The sequence below is a fragment of the Corynebacterium sp. A21 genome (assembly GCF_052266655.1).
Classification (GTDB): domain Bacteria; phylum Actinomycetota; class Actinomycetes; order Mycobacteriales; family Mycobacteriaceae; genus Corynebacterium.
This window is the reverse complement of sequence record NZ_JBQPQY010000005.1, coordinates 143,776-161,147: the sequence shown is the minus strand read 5'-3', so window position 1 is coordinate 161,147 and position 17,372 is coordinate 143,776. Positions and strand designations below refer to the sequence as shown.

17 protein-coding genes are annotated in these 17,372 nt (G+C 63.0%); 10 read left to right on the top strand and 7 right to left on the bottom strand.

The genetic code is table 11. The features are described 5' to 3' along the window. Positions 1-358 precede the first annotated feature (358 nt). Both ACTU46_RS10185 and ACTU46_RS10180 read left to right on the top strand, forming a co-directional pair. Positions 359-1,093, top strand: a complete 735-nt coding sequence (locus ACTU46_RS10185) for a DUF1542 domain-containing protein (protein ID WP_443381535.1) — start codon at positions 359-361, stop codon at positions 1,091-1,093. Between the two features lie 237 nt (positions 1,094-1,330). Then, on the top strand, positions 1,331-2,689 hold the full coding sequence (locus ACTU46_RS10180) for a hypothetical protein (RefSeq protein WP_443381518.1): 1,359 nt from the start codon (positions 1,331-1,333) through the stop codon (positions 2,687-2,689). Positions 2,690-2,789: 100 nt separating this feature from the next. Here ACTU46_RS10180 and ACTU46_RS10175 read toward each other — a convergent pair whose 3' ends face one another. Genes ACTU46_RS10175 through ACTU46_RS10165 form a run of 3 tightly spaced genes read right to left on the bottom strand, consistent with a single transcriptional unit; the run spans position 2,790 to position 4,956 of the window. Next, entirely contained in the window at positions 2,790-3,263 is a 474-nt protein-coding gene (locus ACTU46_RS10175) for a ribose-5-phosphate isomerase (protein WP_443381517.1), read from the bottom strand. A gap of 16 nt (positions 3,264-3,279) precedes the next feature. After that, positions 3,280-4,365 (bottom strand): acyl-CoA dehydrogenase family protein, encoded by a 1,086-nt coding sequence (locus ACTU46_RS10170; protein ID WP_443381515.1) that lies wholly within the window; start codon positions 4,363-4,365, stop codon positions 3,280-3,282. A gap of 42 nt (positions 4,366-4,407) precedes the next feature. Then, positions 4,408-4,956: an OsmC family protein gene (locus ACTU46_RS10165; RefSeq protein WP_443381513.1), complete on the bottom strand. Its 549-nt coding sequence runs from the start codon at positions 4,954-4,956 to the stop codon at positions 4,408-4,410. Between the two features lie 261 nt (positions 4,957-5,217). On the opposite strand from ACTU46_RS10165, the gene ACTU46_RS10160 reads away from it, so the two are divergent. From ACTU46_RS10160 to ACTU46_RS10150, 3 genes are read left to right on the top strand one after another with little or no spacing between them, the layout of a single operon-like run. Next, positions 5,218-6,372 carry an ABC transporter substrate-binding protein gene (locus tag ACTU46_RS10160; RefSeq protein WP_443381511.1) on the top strand — a complete coding sequence of 385 codons (1,155 nt, stop codon included), beginning with the start codon at positions 5,218-5,220 and terminating at the stop codon, positions 6,370-6,372. A 23-nt stretch (positions 6,373-6,395) separates the two neighbouring features. Then, on the top strand, positions 6,396-7,178 hold the full coding sequence (locus ACTU46_RS10155; RefSeq protein WP_443381509.1) for an ABC transporter permease: 783 nt from the start codon (positions 6,396-6,398) through the stop codon (positions 7,176-7,178). After that, positions 7,171-7,932, top strand: a complete 762-nt coding sequence (locus ACTU46_RS10150; RefSeq protein ID WP_443381507.1) for an ABC transporter ATP-binding protein — start codon at positions 7,171-7,173, stop codon at positions 7,930-7,932. Before ACTU46_RS10155 ends, ACTU46_RS10150 begins: the two co-directional genes overlap by 8 nt. 109 nt (positions 7,933-8,041) lie before the next feature. On the opposite strand, the gene ACTU46_RS10145 is transcribed toward ACTU46_RS10150, so the two are convergent. After that, positions 8,042-8,302 carry a hypothetical protein gene (locus ACTU46_RS10145; protein ID WP_443381505.1) on the bottom strand — a complete coding sequence of 87 codons (261 nt, stop codon included), beginning with the start codon at positions 8,300-8,302 and terminating at the stop codon, positions 8,042-8,044. 295 nt (positions 8,303-8,597) lie between these two features. Between ACTU46_RS10145 and ACTU46_RS10140 the strand changes: the two genes are divergently transcribed. Together ACTU46_RS10140 and ACTU46_RS10135 are read left to right on the top strand one after the other, a co-directional pair. Continuing rightward, positions 8,598-9,161, top strand: a complete 564-nt coding sequence (locus ACTU46_RS10140) for a dihydrofolate reductase family protein (RefSeq protein WP_443381503.1) — start codon at positions 8,598-8,600, stop codon at positions 9,159-9,161. A gap of 242 nt (positions 9,162-9,403) precedes the next feature. Beyond that, a complete protein-coding gene (locus ACTU46_RS10135; protein WP_443381501.1) occupies positions 9,404-10,138 on the top strand; it encodes a YceI family protein in 735 nt (244 codons plus the stop codon). 39 nt (positions 10,139-10,177) lie between these two features. Here ACTU46_RS10135 and ACTU46_RS10130 read toward each other — a convergent pair whose 3' ends face one another. Then, positions 10,178-11,359 carry an RtcB family protein gene (locus ACTU46_RS10130; protein ID WP_443381499.1) on the bottom strand — a complete coding sequence of 394 codons (1,182 nt, stop codon included), beginning with the start codon at positions 11,357-11,359 and terminating at the stop codon, positions 10,178-10,180. Positions 11,360-11,559: 200 nt separating this feature from the next. After that, positions 11,560-12,177, bottom strand: a complete 618-nt coding sequence (locus ACTU46_RS10125; RefSeq protein ID WP_443381497.1) for a mycothiol-dependent nitroreductase Rv2466c family protein — start codon at positions 12,175-12,177, stop codon at positions 11,560-11,562. Between the two features lie 128 nt (positions 12,178-12,305). Between ACTU46_RS10125 and pepN the strand changes: the two genes are divergently transcribed. Continuing rightward, positions 12,306-14,900 (top strand): aminopeptidase N, encoded by a 2,595-nt coding sequence (pepN, locus tag ACTU46_RS10120; RefSeq protein WP_443381495.1) that lies wholly within the window; start codon positions 12,306-12,308, stop codon positions 14,898-14,900. A gap of 10 nt (positions 14,901-14,910) precedes the next feature. On the opposite strand, the gene ACTU46_RS10115 is transcribed toward pepN, so the two are convergent. Further along, positions 14,911-16,068: an acyl-CoA dehydrogenase family protein gene (locus tag ACTU46_RS10115; protein ID WP_443381493.1), complete on the bottom strand. Its 1,158-nt coding sequence runs from the start codon at positions 16,066-16,068 to the stop codon at positions 14,911-14,913. A 266-nt stretch (positions 16,069-16,334) separates the two neighbouring features. Between ACTU46_RS10115 and ACTU46_RS10110 the strand changes: the two genes are divergently transcribed. After that, on the top strand, positions 16,335-16,823 hold the full coding sequence (locus ACTU46_RS10110) for a CAP domain-containing protein (protein WP_443381492.1): 489 nt from the start codon (positions 16,335-16,337) through the stop codon (positions 16,821-16,823). Between the two features lie 37 nt (positions 16,824-16,860). Further along, on the top strand, positions 16,861-17,337 hold the full coding sequence (locus tag ACTU46_RS10105) for a hypothetical protein (RefSeq protein ID WP_443381490.1): 477 nt from the start codon (positions 16,861-16,863) through the stop codon (positions 17,335-17,337). The last annotated feature ends 35 nt before the right edge of the window (positions 17,338-17,372 follow it).

Below are 17,372 nucleotides of genomic sequence, written 5' to 3'. Positions count from 1 at the left end.
CCAATAGACCAGCTTGGAAGGCTGAGGTATTAGCCACTATACGACATTCCCACTCCACCAGATCCGGATTAAACGGCTGTGGTGTGCGTTGTGCAGTTTAGCCCAAGTTCAGCGAAAAATGGAAATCACCCAGCTGGGCCCCACTGACCCCCGGTGTTATTCCGCGGCTGCGAACGCTACCCAGACCCGGGAACGCTACGACCGGACCCGGAACTTTTCCGCCACCTGTAGCGTTGGCCCTATAGCAACCCGCATTGTTTCGACTCACCCTCGGCGCATGCACCATCGGCAACGGAGCGATTGACTCGTGGAACTTCTTCTCATCCTGATACTGGGCGGCGCCGCCGCCGTCTACTTCATGAACCGCAACAATAAGAAGCGGAAGGAGCTGGAGGAGGCCAATGCATTGGAGGATGCGCGCGCAGACGCGCGTCGCTGGATCGAACGCCTCGGTTCCCAGGTACTGACCATCGCCGGCAATGACACCGCCTCCACCCAGGCCATTGCCGATGCGTCCGAGCGCTACAACGCCGCAGCCTCCCAGATCTCCACCGCGAACACGACCAAACAGGCCAAGCTGGCCCGCGAGTCCGCGCTTGAGGGGCTGCACTACATGAACGCCGCCCGTGAGATCATGGGCATGACTACTGGTCCGGAGCTGCCGCTCCTGGAGGGCCAGCGCAACGCTGGCACGGTCACTGAGCGTCGCCAGATCGAGCACGAGGGTCAGACCCTGACGGCCTCCCCGGTGGCCTCCGATGAAACCCCGAACTACTACCCCGGCGGCAATGTCGCCGGCCGGCCGGTACCTGCCGGCTGGTACTCCTCCCCGTGGTGGGCCAGTGCACTGGCCTCCGGCATGTGGACCGCCAGCTCCATGATGATGTTCTCCATGATGTTTACCGGCATGGCTGGGGTGCCCTACGGTGGCGAGGAATTCGCCAGCGGCGCCGGCGAAGGCACTGATGAGGGCATGGATGCCGGCGAAGGTGGCGAAGACATGGGCGGCGCTGAAGATACGGGCGGCGACATGGGCGGTGGCGACGACGGCGGACTCTTCGGCGGATTCGGTGACTTCGACTTCGACTTCTAGCTCCTGAGGCGTTAATCCCCCGCAGGGCCGCACCTGACCGGCACCGTGGGACCTGATTCGAACGGGTCCCCCGGTGCCGGTTTTTCGTTCCCATTCCCCTCTCGCCACCGCTATCGTCATGAAGTAACTCTCATCTCGGACTCACCGGAGTTTAATTTCCAGGACGCATCATATGAGGTACCAATGAAGATGCCCCACACCAGAAAGAAGTTCCCCTGCCGATGATTTCTCCCTGCGATGACTGAGCCCCGTCCGAACAAAACTGATCCGGCGCCCGTATGGAGCAGGCCTGGTTCGGGCGTGTTCGGCCATGGTCTCGGAATTTTCTTCGCAATTCTGCTGGTCACGGCCCTGGCTATGGCCGCCACCTACCTGGTGGTCCGGGAAACGCTGCTGCAGCAAGTCGCCGAACAGGCCAACATTGCGGTTGAGAATGAGATCGAGCAATTTGTCACCTTCAGCGAAGAGGCCACTGATCCGCAGACCGGGAACTCCTTCGGTGCCAGCACCCGGCTCCTGGATGTCTACCTCGCCACCAGAATCCCCGAACCAGATGAAGCACTCGCGGGGTTGGTCGATGATCGGGTCATCCAGATGAACCGTGGTGATTCCACCCGCCGCCTTGAGCCGGATTCCTCCCTGGTGTTGGAAATTTCCAACTCCGCGGCTGCCGCCGGAGTCATCGAGCCGCCCGCTGGTGAGAAAGGCGCCAGCATCCACTGGGGCAAAGTGCATCTGAGCAGCGCTAAGGACCCCCGCCCGGCGGCATTCGTGGTGGTCCACCACACCGATGCCGACCATGCGGACCTGGCGGCGACCTCGGCGGTACTGCGCAGTACCGCAGTGACCGCCTTCGGTGGTGCTGCAGTGCTGGCGCTGATCCTGTCGCTGGTGTTGGGATGGCAGCATCGACGGCGCGCAATGTCGGGTACCGAGGCACCCAGCCCGGCCATCGTGGACGTCGATAAGCCCTCCCCCGAGGTGAACGATCCGAATGTCACCCATCGGGCCACGCTCAGGCACACCGGGGAAGAGATGCGGGCACCGCTGCAGTACCTCAATGCTGCGGCCGCGCAGCAACCCACGCTGGCCCCGCATGTCCGCCAACTCCAGCAGGTATCGGAGTCACTGGGAGCCCTTTCGCAGTTATTGCAGCCTGGCACCGTCGGCGAGGATCTCCCGATAGATTCCGGGGAGCTGACCTGGCAGCTGGTGCAGCGGCTCCGGCAGGACAGCGGCCTCGCGGTGCGACTGGCCTCCACCGCCACCGGTCAGGAAGTCTCGGTGAACCCGGAGCAGCTGCGAATTGCCCTGGGTGAGGCGATTCAGGCTTTCTCCCCGGGGTCCCTGGGCTCGACGGAAGGAATCGAGTTCGGCACCACTTTCCGGGGTGACGGGAGCTCACGAGCGTTGAGCCTATGGGTGCGCGACCGGGGTGAATCCGCCCGCCCGGCGGCTCCCACCCCAGTTATTTCCCCGCTGATTCATGCGGTCGCCGCCCACCACGGTGGCCGGGCATGGGTGGAGTCCGTCGCCGGTCTGGGGGCCCTGATCGGCATTGATCTCCCGCTCTCCGGCCCCCTCCCCCAGCGCTGACCGCAGCAGGGCAACAGAGAAGGCCCAGGCGATTCCTCTGAGGGGAACCACCCGGGCGTCGGGGAATGTCGGCGGAGAAAATGAAAACTAAGTTCTCGTGCTAGTTTTCCGGCAGGGCCGGGGCGATACCGGTGCGCTCATAGTCGGCGAGAATATCGATACGTCGCTGGTGGCGCTCCTCGCGGGACCATTCCTGATCGAGGAAGGCATCAACGATGGCAAGTGCCTCAGCCTCGGAGTGCATGCGGCCACCAATGCCGATCAACTGGGCATTATTGTGCTCGCGGGCCAGGCGGGCGGTCTCCGGGGACCAGGCCAGGGCGCAGCGGGCACCCTTGACCTTGTTCGCGGCGATCTGCTCGCCGTTGCCCGAACCACCCAAGACGATTCCAAGGGAACCCGGGTCGTTGACGGTACGGGTGGCTGCCTCAATACAGAAGGCGGGGTAATCGTCGAGGGCATCATAGACGTGGGCACCACAGTCAATGACCTCGTGGCCCTGATTCTTCAGGTGTTCAGCAATGATGTTCTTCGTTTCGAATCCGGCATGATCGGCTCCAAGGTATACGCGCATGGCTAGCAGTCTACTGTCAGGCGTTTTCACGTGCGCGCGCGAGTTCCCAACGCAGCTGCCCCTCTGAGGGCGACTGCACCGGAATGAAGGCGGCTTCGCGGAAACGACGGGACGCCGGAGAGGATTTTGCATAGCCGGCGCCACCGGCGACACGTACCTCGATATTGGCGGCGGCGACAGCTACCTCGGCGGCTTCGAGCCGCAGTTCCAGCAGTTCCACCGGGCTGACCTGGCTTTTTCCGATTCGGGAAATGATCTCCTCTTGGCGGCTGATCACCTCTGCAACTCGGGCGGCCACCTGCTGGTGGTCCGCACTGAAGCACTCGTTGACCCCCGTGAGTCGCTTGGCAGCGGCGGCTACCGCGGCCTCCGCAACACCGATGCACTCGGCGGTCTGCAGCACCACGAACGTCGGGCGCACGGTCCTGATGAAATTGTTGAAATCCTCGGTGAGCACCTGCTCATCCGGAAGGAAGACACTGTCAAAACCCACCCAGGCGGAAGCGGTGGCATTGAGCCCCAACAGGCCGAATGGATTGCCGAATTCCACGCCGGCGTGGCCAGCCTCGAAAGCGAAGAGGAAACGATCACCGTCCGCGGACTTGGCCGCGGTGACCACGATTGCGTCCTCATAGAGATTGGAGGCCCAGTTCAGCTTGCCATTGATCAGCCAACCACCCTCGACCCGGGAGGCCGCAAGGTCGATTTCACCGCAGCCAGCGGCTTCTTTGAAAGCCCCGGCCATTCCGGTGACTCCCGGACGCTGGCCGGAACGCAACTGCGCGGCCAGACCCAGGGAGTATTCAGTACCGGCCTGCACCAGGTACTCCAACGTCATCCGGTCAGCCCAGAGCGTGAAACCGGCAGAGAGATCCTCTGCGGACACCTCACGGACCACCCGAGCCATGTCCAGCAGTTTCCCACTCTCGTTGGTCGGGGCCCCCAGGCTGAGCAGCTCGGCGTCGCCGAGCAAATTCAGCACATAGCGGGCATCCCTCTCCCCCTTGTCCACCGGCTTCGCATTTGCGGCGATCTCCGCGCGCAAGACGGCCGGAAGAATGAGGGGTTCAGTGGTGGTCACAAGCTGGGTCACGGTGGTCATACGCTTTCCGGATGAGATTGGTTGGAGGTGAAAAGGGTGTTTTTAGACCAGCTTGGAGGTCAGCTTGGCCGGGCGGGTGTAGGTATTGACCACCGGGGACCACTCAACGGCGTCCTTCTGGATCTGGTCCAGGGTCTCGCGGTCGGCGTCACCTTCGAGGTCGATGCTGACCTCAACGTCGGAGACGCCGGGGCGCTTGTGCTCGCCCAGGTCGCCGGTACCCCAGGTCGGGGAGACATCAATGTCGGAGACGATGTCGATGTCAATCTTGGTCAGGGTCACACCACGGTGGGTGGCGATGGCCTGGATACCCACGGAGATGCAGGCGGCGAGAGCGGCCTGGGCGACCTCGGTCGGGTTGGCGGCGGAGTTGTCACCGAGCAGTGCCGGCGGCTCGGACACCAGAATCGCGGGCAGATCGCGGACCTGGGTGATGTTGCGGAACATGCCGTCAGCCTCGGTGTGGGTGCGGATCTTCTTGCGACCGCCCTCCGGGTTGTCGATGTTCTTCTGCGCCAGTGCCTTCAGAGCATCAGCGTCGATCGGGGCCAGGGCCTCGCCGTCATTGTGGTTCGGGGTCAGATCAGACATGAAATCTCCTTCAAGTGTTTAGCTTACGGAGCCGACGCTAGCATATTTTTATTCAGAGATGAACCGCATTGTCTATAAAATGAATATTATCCCAGGCCAGAGAGTCTGCATGTAAATACCTGCACATATAACCCCACTGACCCACCCAGTGGACGAGCCATGAGGGAAATAGCTATAGTTCCCAGACAGCTTCAAAGACCGAGCGGTCTGTGATTTCCCACAGCACGTCTTCTCAGCCTGGAACGAGGAATTCCACCAACCATGCCCCAGCTCTCCCGACGGACCTTCTTGCGTGCTACCTCCGCCACCGCCTTGGGTTCCCTCATGCTCGGGATGGGAGCCTGTTCCACCGGGGACCGCGAAACCTTGTCGAACAACGAAGATGCCCCGCTGAGTATCGGCTACGTCCCGATCGCCTGTGCCTCCCCGCTGCTCATCGCCGAGGCTGCTGGAGTATTTGAGCGGCATGGCCTCAACGTGGCGCTCAAGAAATACGCCGGCTGGTCGGACCTGTGGAGCGCCTATTCCACCGGAGAGCTCAATATCGCGCACATGCTCTCCCCCATGCCGGTGGCCATTGATTCCGGTGTCACCAACGGCAAAAGGCCCACCGAGCTGAGCTTCACCCAGAACACCAACGGCCAGGCCATCACGCTGGCCGCCGAGCACCACCCCCGCGTGCAATCAGCCGCCGACATGACCGGCATGGTGCTGGGTATCCCCTTCGAATACTCGGTTCACGCTCTGCTGCTGCGGGACTATCTGGTCGCCGGTGGGGTGGATCCGGTGGCTGATGTGGAGTTGCGCCTGCTGCGCCCGGCGGACATGGTGGCCCAGCTCGAGGTCGGCGGGATCGATGGTTTCATCGGCCCGGAACCCTTCAACCAACGCGCCCTGCAGTCCGGGTCCGGCCGGATTTTCCTGCCCACCAGGCAGCTCTGGGACAAACATCCCTGTTGTGCCGTGGCGATGGCCAAGGACTGGCGCAGCGGCCATCCCGATACGGCAGATCAGCTGCTCAGGGCGCTCCACGAGGCTGCAGGCATTGTCAATGATCCAGCCCGACGCGAGGACTCCGCCCAGCTGCTGTCCCAGGAGAAGTACCTCAATCAGCCGGTCGGACTCCTCTCACCGGCGCTGGCGGGACACTACCGGAATTGGGAGGACGAGGAGGTCACAGATCCGGAGATGATGTCCTTCGGTGATCCCACTGACCCGACCGCCATCATCTGGATGGCCGCGCAGATCGCGCGCTGGGATCTCAGCAGCGGCACGAGCCTTCCGCTTGACGACGCCGCGATCATCGCGGCCGCCGCCTCGGTGCTGCCCGCAGGTTCCCCGGTCACCGGCCGTCCGGTGCAGATCAACGGGCAGGTCTTTGACCCCACCCACCCGACCCGCAACTACTCGCTATAACTACCCAAGGAACTGACGTAGAAGTGAAGTCAACCCCCAAGCCCCGTAATGCGGTCATCTTAGGTGTGGTGCTGCTCGCCGCCTTCCTTGGCCTGTGGCAGTTGGCCGCCAGTGCTGGCTGGCTCAGCGACCTCGCCCCCACCCCGACGCGTACCGGCGCCCGCGCCGTCGAGCTGCTCTCCGATCCCTTCTACCGGGACGGCCCCGCCAGCGTCGGTATCTTCTGGCACCTGCTCACCAGCCTCAAGCGGGTGATCCTCGGCTTTCTCATCGCCACAGTGATCGCAGTGCCGCTGGGCTTTATCCTCGGCCGATCCACCACCCTGCGGTGGGCGGTGGATCCGATGGTCCAGATTCTGCGCCCGGTCTCCCCACTGGCCTGGCTGCCGCTGGGCCTGGCGCTGCTGCGCGATGCCGAAAACACCGCCATCTTCGTCATCGTCCTCTCCGCGTTGTGGCCCACCCTGGTCAACACCATTGATGCAGTGCGCACTATCCACCCCACTTATCTGGATTTGACCGCCACACTCGGCACCTCCTGGTGGTCGAAAGTGGTCTACGTGATGTTCCCCTCGGCGCTGCCCGGGATCATCACCGGTCTGCGCCTGTCGTTGTCCACCTCCTGGCTGGTGATCATCGCCGCGGAGATGCTCGTCGGTGGCCAGGGCATCGGCTTTTTCGTGTGGAACATGTGGAACCGCCTCGACATTGATGCCATCGTCGTCGCCATCGTGATCATCGGCCTGACCGGCCTGGTCCTTGACCATCTCATCGCCGCACTTCAGAAGGTTGTCCGTTATGACTAATCCCCATGTCTCCCTCAACGAGATCACCAAGTCCTATGGCTCAACCACGATCATCGCGCCGACCTCGATCACCATCGGGGAGGGAGAGTTCGTCGCCATCCTCGGCCCTTCTGGCTGCGGCAAGTCGACGATCCTCTCCATGATCGCGGGCCTGAACTTCCCCACCTCCGGCACCGTGACGGCTGGTGGCCAACAGGTCACCGGGCCGGGAGCGGATCGTGGCCTGGTATTCCAGAACCATGCGCTGCTGCCGTGGATGACCGCCCGCGGCAATATCGAATTCGGCCTGCGCTCGGCCCACCCGGATTTTTCCAGAGCTAAGCGCTCGGAGATTGCCTCGGAGTGGCTCGCGAAGGTCAATCTCTCCCACGCCGCCGAGCGGCGTCCCGCCCGGCTCTCCGGCGGAATGCAACAGCGAGTGGGACTGGCCCGCGCCTTCGCCATCGACCCCGCAATCTTGCTCCTTGATGAGCCTTTCGGAGCCCTGGACGCGCTGACCCGTCGCCAACTGCAGCTCCAGCTGTTGCAGGTCTGGGAGGCCTCACGTCGAACCGTTGTCATGATCACCCACGATGTGGATGAAGCGATTCTGCTCTCCGACCGCGTGCTGGTGATGGCCCCCTCCCCGAATTCCACCATCATCGCCGATATCACGGTCGACCTGCCTCGCCCGCGTATGGATGATGCCGATGACAGCCAGGATGAACGGAAGGCGGAATTGCGCCACCAGTTATTGGGATTGTTGCAGCACTAGCGGTCCGAAATCAGCAGTGACCCCCGGGGAACCAAATCTGGCATCCCGGGGGTCATGTCTGATGTTGGAGGGGCTGAGGTTCCCGGATCACCGGGCGCCCCACGGTGACTCAACTGCTGACTTTCTCGGTTTTCCGGCTGATGAACAGCTTCCAGATCAGCCAGAGCAGACCGATCAGGATGAGGATCGGAATGATACGCATGATGACCATCACCGCCCCGATGAAGGCCAGAACGATGGCGACCACCGCGGCGATGACACCGATGACACCGGAAATGATGGAAAGGAGGCGGTTCTGCTTCCAGCTGTAGTAGGTGGCGACGCCTCCCAGGAAGGCAATGATAGAGGCAATGATGGTGGTACCGAGCATGATGGCTACCCTGCCGTCTCTCCCTGGGACATGGTTTCCCGGGGGCGAATTGATGTGTCCCCCTACAGCTTAGTTCGGTGCCATCTGGTGTCTAGAGCTCTTCTCCAGGCATAAGCCCGCCGACCGCCGGGTGCCAAGCAGTTCTGGAGGTTGAGGTGCGTCGCGGCGGGAGCCGGTCGAGCAGGTCACGTTGCATCCCGAGGTTTGTCTGCGGCTCAGATCGCGCAACAATGAATCTATTTACCACGATGCGCCCGAGCTATAGACTGGATTCCACTGACGGAAGGCTGGCGCCATGCGGAAATTAATCTACGGCATGAACGTGACTTTGGATGGCTATATCGCCGCAGCCGGCGATGACATCAGCTGGGGCGGGCCGAGCGAGGAACTGTTCCAGTGGTGGCTCGACCAGGAGCGGGCGAGCAGCCTGTCGCTGTACGGGCGCAAACTCTGGGAGACAATGAGCTCCTACTGGCCGACTGGCGACCAGCAACCCGACGCCACCCCGGCGGAGATCGAGTTCGCGCGGAACTGGCGGGAGACGCCGAAGGTAGTGTTCTCCTCGACGATCGACAAGGTCGACTGGAATGCCCGCCTCGTCACCGGCGACGCGATCGCCGAGATCACCCGGCTCAAAGCCGAGGACGGCGGCCCGATGAGTATCGGCGGCGCAACGCTCGCCGCGGCGGCCATGCGGGCCGGGCTGATCGACGAGTACGTGCTGGCCACCCATCCGGTCCTGGTGGGCGGCGGCACGCCGTTTTTCACCGGGCTGGACAGCTGGGTGAACCTGGAACTGATGGAGATGCGGACGTTTCCCGGAGACGTGGTCCTGACCAGGTACGAGACGCGGCGCTGAGCAGGATTCCGCCGGTCGGTGGGGAAATAGCTCCCTCACCCGCGCCCCACGTCGGCGGTCAGTGTAATCGGTGATTCCCTGTCCACAGAGCGGAAGTCAGGGGATTTTGTGTTCCACCTGAAATCTTCCCCCAAAAAGGCCATGAGTCTTCCCGCAGAGGCGACATATCTCCACCACAGGTGGATAATTCAGTTATCACGACCTTCGTCACCGTGAGGGTGGCGCCACCCCCAGGAGAGCCCATGTCCGAGAGTCCGGCCCCCACCCATTCCCGAAACAAGCGCCTGCGGTGGATCATCGTGATCATCCTCGCGGTACTCATCCTCCTGGCAGGTGTCCTGCTTGGCAGCCGCCTCTACAGCGGTTATGTCTCCTCCCAAGCAGAGGATGTCCCCACTCTGAGTTCCTCAGCGAACACGCCCAGCAGCCAGGATTCTCCCGCACCCGCCACCGATGCGGATCTGTCTGGAAGCTGGACAGTCACCGATGGTTCCTACGCGGGCTACCGGGTCGATGAGGTGCTCAACGGATCCGAGGGCACCGTCACCGGCCGCACCGGGGACATCAGCGGTTCGCTCACCGTGGCGGAGCAGGAACTCACCGCCACTGAGCTCACCCTTCAGATAGAAAGCATCACCACAGACTCTTCCCGGCGCGACAATTACTTCCGTACCACGGCCATCGACAGCTCACAGCACCCCGAGGCGACCTTCACGCTGACCGAGCCGGTGGATCTTTCCACTGCGGCGGTCAGTGGAACCCAGACCTACTCCGTGAGCGGTGATCTCACCCTCAACGGTCTGACCAGGCCCGTCACCGCCGAGGTACAGAGTGCCTTCGGCGAGGGCACCGCCCAGTTGGTGGGACAAATCCCGACCACCTGGTCTGACTTCGGTGTCCAAGCCCCCAACCTGGGGTTCGTCGCGGTCGAGGACTCCGGCTTCATTGAGTTCTCCCTGAACGTGACCCAGGAATGACCGTGGCCCGGGGCTGGGCCGATGCCGGGACAATGAGGCTCAGGTCCCCTTGACGTTGAGCACCTGCCGGAGCTCGTGAACGATCTCCACGAGATCTTCGGCGTCCGCCATCACCTGATCAATGGGTTTATAGGCGTCCGGGATCTCATCGACCCACTGCTTGCCGGGGCGGTAGACAATACCGGCCATCCGGGCATCCAGGTCTGCGGCGGTAAAGGTCTTCTTGGCCTGGGTGCGGGACATGGTCCGTCCGGCACCATGCGGGGCGGAGTACAACGCCAGGGCGTTCCCCTTGCCGCGGGTGACATAGGAGCGGGTACCCATCGATCCGGGGATCAAGCCAGGTCTCCCAGCTTCAGCATTGACGGCTCCCTTGCGGGTCAACCACACCGCCCGACCTTCGAGGTCAACCTTCTCGGTGTAGTTGTGGTGGGTGTTGATCCGCTCCACCTCAACCTCCGCGGGGTCATCGGCCATCAGTCTGGCGAGCTGGTCCACGAAGCGGTCCATCATCTCCTCCCGGTTGAGCAGGGCAAAGGTCTGGGCCCAGTGCAGGTCCCGGAGGTAGGCATCGAATTCCGGGGTGCCCTCTACCAGGTAGGCGTGATCGGGGTCGCTGAGCTCGATGGTGCCCTTGGCCGACTCCACTCCAGCGATGGTGATGTGTTTGCGGGCGATCTTATTGCCCACTCCCCGGCTGCCGGAGTGCAGGAAACACCACACCCGGTCTTGTTCATCGAGGCAGAGCTCAATGAAGTGGTTTCCGCCGCCGAGGCTGCCGAGCTGCTCCCGCCACTTCGGGGAATGGGCGAGGTCGACCGCATCCCGGTCCGCCAGCTCCTCCAGCTCGTTGACCCGGCGCCGGGTGTGCTCGTGGTGGACCTTGCGGTTGTAGTTTCCCGGGGACAGTGGGATCGAACGCTCAAGCTGGTCGCGCAGCTCAGTCAGTTCAATACGTGCCAGGTCAGCTGCGGTGTAGGTGGTTCGGGCCGCGATCATTCCGCAGCCGATATCCACCCCGACCGATGCCGGGAGTACTGCACCTTCGGTCGGGATGACCGTGCCCACCGCGGATCCCATACCGAAGTGGGCATCCGGCATCAGCGCGATATGCGGGGAGATGAAGGGCAATTGTGCCAGCGCGATCGCCTGATCTGCAGTGGCCTGATCGATGATGCTCGCCCATGACCACACTCGTGGCGCTATTTCCCTGGGAGTCATTGCCCCGCTCCTTCTTCTCCGGCTGCCCGTCCGCGACGGTTCCTGCTGGCCAGGCTACCGGGAGTTCCCGGCATTCTCTCGGGTTCGGAGGCCGGACATCCGGGCGGCGGGGCTCCCACGATGGGAAAAGAAAAAGCCGGACGTACTGCCCCGAGAACTCAAGATCTCGGGGGAGTACGTCCGGCAGTTCAAAAACCTACTTAGAACTGCGGCATCTCGGTGCGGGTGCGCTTAATCTCGAAGAAATAGGGGTACTGGGCCAGGCGGACCGCGGCGTCGAAAATCTCGCCGGCTTCCTCCCCCTGGGGGACGCGGGTGATCACGGGGCCGAAGAAGGCGGCATCGCCGAGCTTGATCACCGGGGTGCCCACCTCATCACCGACGGAGTCGATGGCGGACTGGTGGTACTCCTTGAGCTTGCTGTCCCACTCCTCGGTGTTGGCGTAGGCGGCGTACTTAGCATCGAGTCCGACCTGCGCCAGAGCCTTGGCGATGATCTCGTCATAGGCGCCGAAGTCAGCCTTGCCGCCTTCGCCACCGGGGTGCACCAGGGTACCCATGACGGTGTAGAGCTCATCGACCTTCTCCGGCTCCTCGGTCTTGACCGCGGCGAAGACGCGGGCCGGGCCCCAGGCGGCCTTCATGTTCTCCTTGTAGGAGTCCGGGAGTTCCTCGCGGCCGTCGTTAAGCACTGCCAGGGACATCGGGGTGAACTCCACCTTGATGTCGCGGACCTTCTCCGCTTCCTTGATCCAGCGGGAGGTCTGCCAGGCGAAGGGGCAGGTAACGTCGAACCAGAGAGTCACGTTCTCAGACATACAGTTATTTCCTTTAATCACTCGAGCAAAAACAGTTGACGCTTCCAGCGTAGTTGCAGATTAGGCTTCATGTCAGTGGCCGCTTACCTCGACCAGATTCCCGGATGCCCAACTTCTAAGGAGTTTTCATGACCTCTATCAACCTGACCCGCACCGAAGCGGAGGCCCGGTCGACGCTACTGTCGGTCGAAAACTATGCCATCTCCCTGGACCTCAACCAGGGCGATGTCGAGTTCGGGTCCACGACGGTGGTCACCTTCACCGTCAAAGAGGCCGGTGACACCTTCATTGACCTGCGGGCCAACCGCGTGGACGGAGTCCGGCTGGATGGCACGAGCATCCGCGACACTGCCCTAGAACTGAACGCCAGGGGCTATGACGATACCCACGGCATCGCACTGAAGGGGCTGACTCCGGGCCGCCACACCCTCGAAGTCGTGGCCACCTGCCCTTATTCCCGCACCGGTGAGGGGTTGCACCGCTTCGTGGATCCGGCGGACAATGAGGTCTACCTCTACTCCCAGTTCGAGACCGCCGATGCCAAGCGGGTCTTCGCCTGCTTCGACCAGCCCGACCTCAAGGCCACCTATGATCTGAGTGTGCGCACCCCGCTGGGCTGGAAGGTGATCTCCAACGCCCCGCAGGTGGTCCACCACGGCGAGAAGCACAGCACCCATTCCTCCCGGGTGGACACCCCGATCTCGACCTACCTGGTCGCCGTCTGCGCCGGCCGCTACGCCGAGGTCCGCGACACCTGGCGCGGTGAGCTGACCCACCACGCTGAAACCCCGACGGATCAGCCGCATGAGCTGGCGGTCCCCCTCGGTCTCTTCGTGCGCCGTTCCCTGGCCCAGTATCTTGATGCTGAGCGGCTATTCACCGAAACCAAGCAGGGCTTCGATTTCTTCCACCGCCACTTCGGCATGGCCTACCCCTTCGGCAAATATGACCAGGTCTTCTGCCCGGAGTACAACATGGGTGCCATGGAGAACGCGGGCTGTGTGACCATCCGCGATGAGTATGTCTTCTCCTCCAAGGCCACGCACTACAAGTACGAGCGCCGGGCGGAGACCATCCTCCACGAGCTGGCGCACATGTGGTTCGGCGATCTGGTGACCATGCAGTGGTGGGATGATCTCTGGCTCAACGAGTCCTTCGCCACCTGGTCCGCCGCGATTTCCCAGGCCGAGGCAACCGAGTATGACACTGCCTGGGTGACCTTCGCTAATGTCGAGAAGTCCTGGGCCTACCAGCAGGATCAGCTGCCCTCCACCCACCCGATCTCCGCGGATGCCAGCGATATCGAGACCGTGGAGCAGAACTTCGACGGCATCACCTACGCCAAGGGCGCCAGCGTGCTCAAGCAGTTGCAGGCCTATGTCGGCCGCGAGGAGTTCCTGGCCGGCGTGCGTGGTCACTTCGCCACCCACGCCTGGGGCAACGCCACCTTCGATGACCTGCTCGGCGCCCTGGAGCGCTCCTCCGGTCGCGACCTCGGTGATTGGGCGGATCAGTGGCTGCGCACCACCGGGATCAACCGGCTGGTCCCGGACTTCGAGGTCGAGGAGGGCACCTACTCCCACTTCAACATCACCCAGCACGGCGCGGAGCCCGGCGCGGGTGAGCTGCGCACCCACCGCATCGCGGTGGGCCTCTACTCGCTTATCGACGGCCGCGTCTCCCGCACCAGGCGCATCGAGCTCGACATCGACGGGGCATCGACCAGTGTGCCGGAGCTGGTGGGCGCCGAGGCGGCGGATCTGGTGCTCGTCAATGACGATGATCTGAGCTACTGCCTGATGGAACTCGATGATGAGTCCCGCAACTTCGTGGTTGCGAATATCGACAAGATCGTGGACCCGATGGCCCGCACCCTGTGCTGGTCCGCCGCCTGGGAAGCCACCCGCGGCGGTCATATGCGGGCCCGCGACTTCCTCGCACTGGTGGCCCGCGGTGCCCACGCTGAAACCGAACCCGCCGTCCTCGAGCGCATCCTCGCCCAGGCCACGTCTGCGCTGCGCAGCTACGCAGATCCGGACTGGGCTGAAGGGCTGGGCAAGAAGATGCTCAACGAGACCCTGCATGAGGGGGCGCGCGGCAGTGAGCCGGATCGTGCACTCATTTTCGCCCAGGCCCTGGCCAAGACCGCACTGACCGAGGAGTCCGCCGACTTCTTCCGCTCGATTCTGGACGGCGGGAACCCCAACCTCACCGTCGATGCCGACCTGCGGTGGTGGGCGCTGACCGCCCTGATCGCCCACGGTGACATCGCCGACCCGGGCTCGGCGATTGCGCATGAGCGCAGCCGTGACCGCTCCGCCACCGGGGAACAGGCCGCGCTGCGTGCCGAAGCTGCCATCAACACCGATGAGAATAAGGCGAAGATCTTCGCCCAGCTCACCGACCTGGAGCACGAGCTGTCCAACCTGGCGGTGCGCCACAAGCTCGAGGGCCTGAACTTCACCGGCGCGGCCCCGCACCTGGGGCAGTTCAACGACTCGGTCTTTGCACTGGCCCCGGCGATCTGGGAGAAGTGGTCCTCCGAACTGGCGCTGACCACGCTCTCCGGGATCTACCCCTCCTGGAACATCACCCGCCGGGCGCTGGACCAGGCCGAGCATTTCCTGGCTGGGCATCACCCCGCCGGGCTGCAGCGCCTGATCGCCGAGGAACGCGCCCATGTTGAGCGTGCCGTGAACAACCGGATGGTGGACGCGGCTTAGCGCCGCTGCCCTAGTTGACCGGGCCCAGCAGCGCCTTCGCATAGGAGGCATGCAGCGATTCATTATCCGAGGGGTGGTAGAGCCCGGCGAGGACATCGCGGTAGAGTCGCTGCAACTCGCTGCTCCGGAAATACTGTGCCCCGCCGGTGGTCCGCACCGCCAGCTCCACCGCTTCCTTCGCGGCTTCGGTGGCCCGTCCCTTCACTCCGGAGAAGTGGAGGAACCACTTGGCCCCATAATCGGGATCCCGCTCGGTGCCGATGGCATCAACCCCCTCGGTCAGCTTCTCCAGCTGCAGGATCACCCCGTCCATGAGAATTCCCGCCGAGGCGATCTGCCAGCGGATATCCGGATCATGGGCGTAGGGCGCACCCTTGACCTGGGAGCGCCGCTTAGCGACGATCTCGGCGGCGAGGTCGACCGCACGCTCGCCGATGCCGGTGTACACCGAGGCGAGCAGTAGCTCGAAGGCCCCGAAGATCCCCCAGACCACCGGATCCGGATTCGGGCCCAGCGGGGTGTGGGTGGCCACCCGATCTTCCTCGAGTGAAACATTCTCGAGAACGGTGGTGCAGGACTGCGAGGCCCGCATGCCGAGGGTGTCCCAGTCATTTTTAACCGTGATGCCCTCCGCCCCCCGTTCCAGGAAACCGAAGACCAGCTCATCCCGGTCCGCGACCTTGGCGTGGATCAGCAGGCGGGTCCAGACCGGAGACAGCGAGGTGAAGATCTTGGTACCGGAGATCCGGTATCCCTCCCCCGCTGGGTCTGCCTGCGAGACCGAGTCGAAGAGTACCGCGTCATTGCCAGCCTCCGAGATGCCGAAGGCAAAAATCTCGCCCGCCACCGCTTCTTCAAACACCCAGTCCAAACGGTGATCGTCGCGCAACCAAAGGGTGTAAGCCATTCCGATGATCACGTGGTGCATGTTGATGCCCAATGCGGTCGCGGGGGCAGCCTGCGCCAACCGACGCTGCGCCTGACTGGCCTGCGCCAGGGTGGCTCCCCCACCACCGAACTCCTTCGGCACCAGGATTCTCAGGTAACCAGCCGTCTGGAGGTCCGCCAGGTCCTCATGGAAGAAGCGATTCTCCTCGTCATATCCGGCTGCCCGATCTCGCAGGGTCGTCATTAGTTCGGCGGGCAAAAAGTCTTCGCTCAAGGTCATTTCATTCCTCAGGTTTTCTCAGTTCCTACCAATAGGGTGAGTGCCTGAGCACTAAGAAGATCTACCTCGGCAAGCTAGAACTTCCTCAGGCCCCCTATTCCGCGATGCTACCCCGAACACTGCCGGAGGCCTCTCAATCCATCTATGGTGCGCACACTCATTCCTGGAAAATCCTATCTATGAATATCAACTCACTTATGACTGACAGTGACAATGCCCCCGAAAATAGGGTCCCTGAAGTTTTCCTCCCCGAAAGGACCATCACTATGAAAGCCTCTCGTCTGATCGCCGTCGCGCTCACCGCTACCCTCGCATTGAGTGCAGCTCCGGCACACGCCCTCTCCAGCTCTGGAAACAACTCCCCGAGCCAGTCACCGATCGTCAACACGGAGCCCAGCACCCCTCCGGCGCTCAGCGACTATGAGTCCACCCTGCTCGACCTGACCAACCAGTACCGTGCGGATCATGGCGTGGGCCCGGTTGCAACGGATGCCGTACTCATCGAGAACTCCCGTCTCTGGTCTCAGGAGATGGCAGCCACCAGAGCCTTCGAGCACAGCAACCAATGGAATGTCGCCGAGAACATCGCCTGGCACGATGACACCAACGTCAGCCCGGAGACCATCACCAGAATGTGGATGAACAGTCCCGGCCACCGCGCCAACATTCTCAATCCCGACTACCACAAGGTGGGCTTCGGCCGGGCCGTGGCCGACGACGGCACCGTCTACGTAACCCAACAGCTGATCTGGTAGAAATACCAGTAGACACCTTCGAAGGGAGCTGCCCACCATGCCAGCGCCGAGTACCGCCACCTTGCGCCGCTTAGCCCCTTTCCTCGCCGTCATCGGTCTTGTCGGCGCCGCTGGTCTCACTGCCTTGGCAGTGACCGGCAACAATGAGTCACCTGAGGTCGATTCACAGCTGGTCACCATCCAGCTCGATGAAAGCAGCACCACCCGTGCCCCCGGTGAAAGCAGCCCTGCTCAATCCGACAGCGAGAACCCCATGGAAAGCACCTCCCCGGACAACTCCGGCGAAGCTGAACCGGGTCCCGCTGCCGATGCCCCTCAGAATCCCGCACCGGCCCCGGTGCAGCAGGTACCGGCACCGGCACCGGCTCCCGCGCCAGTCCAGCAAGCACCGGCTCCCGCCCCGGTGCAGCAGGCCCCAGCCCCAGTTCCACAGCCACCACTGAATTATCAGCCTTATGACGATGACTGGGACGATGACGACGGGGACGACGATGATGACTGGGATGACGATTAGCACGCAGTCCGGAATAGCTGCGCGGCAGACCAGGA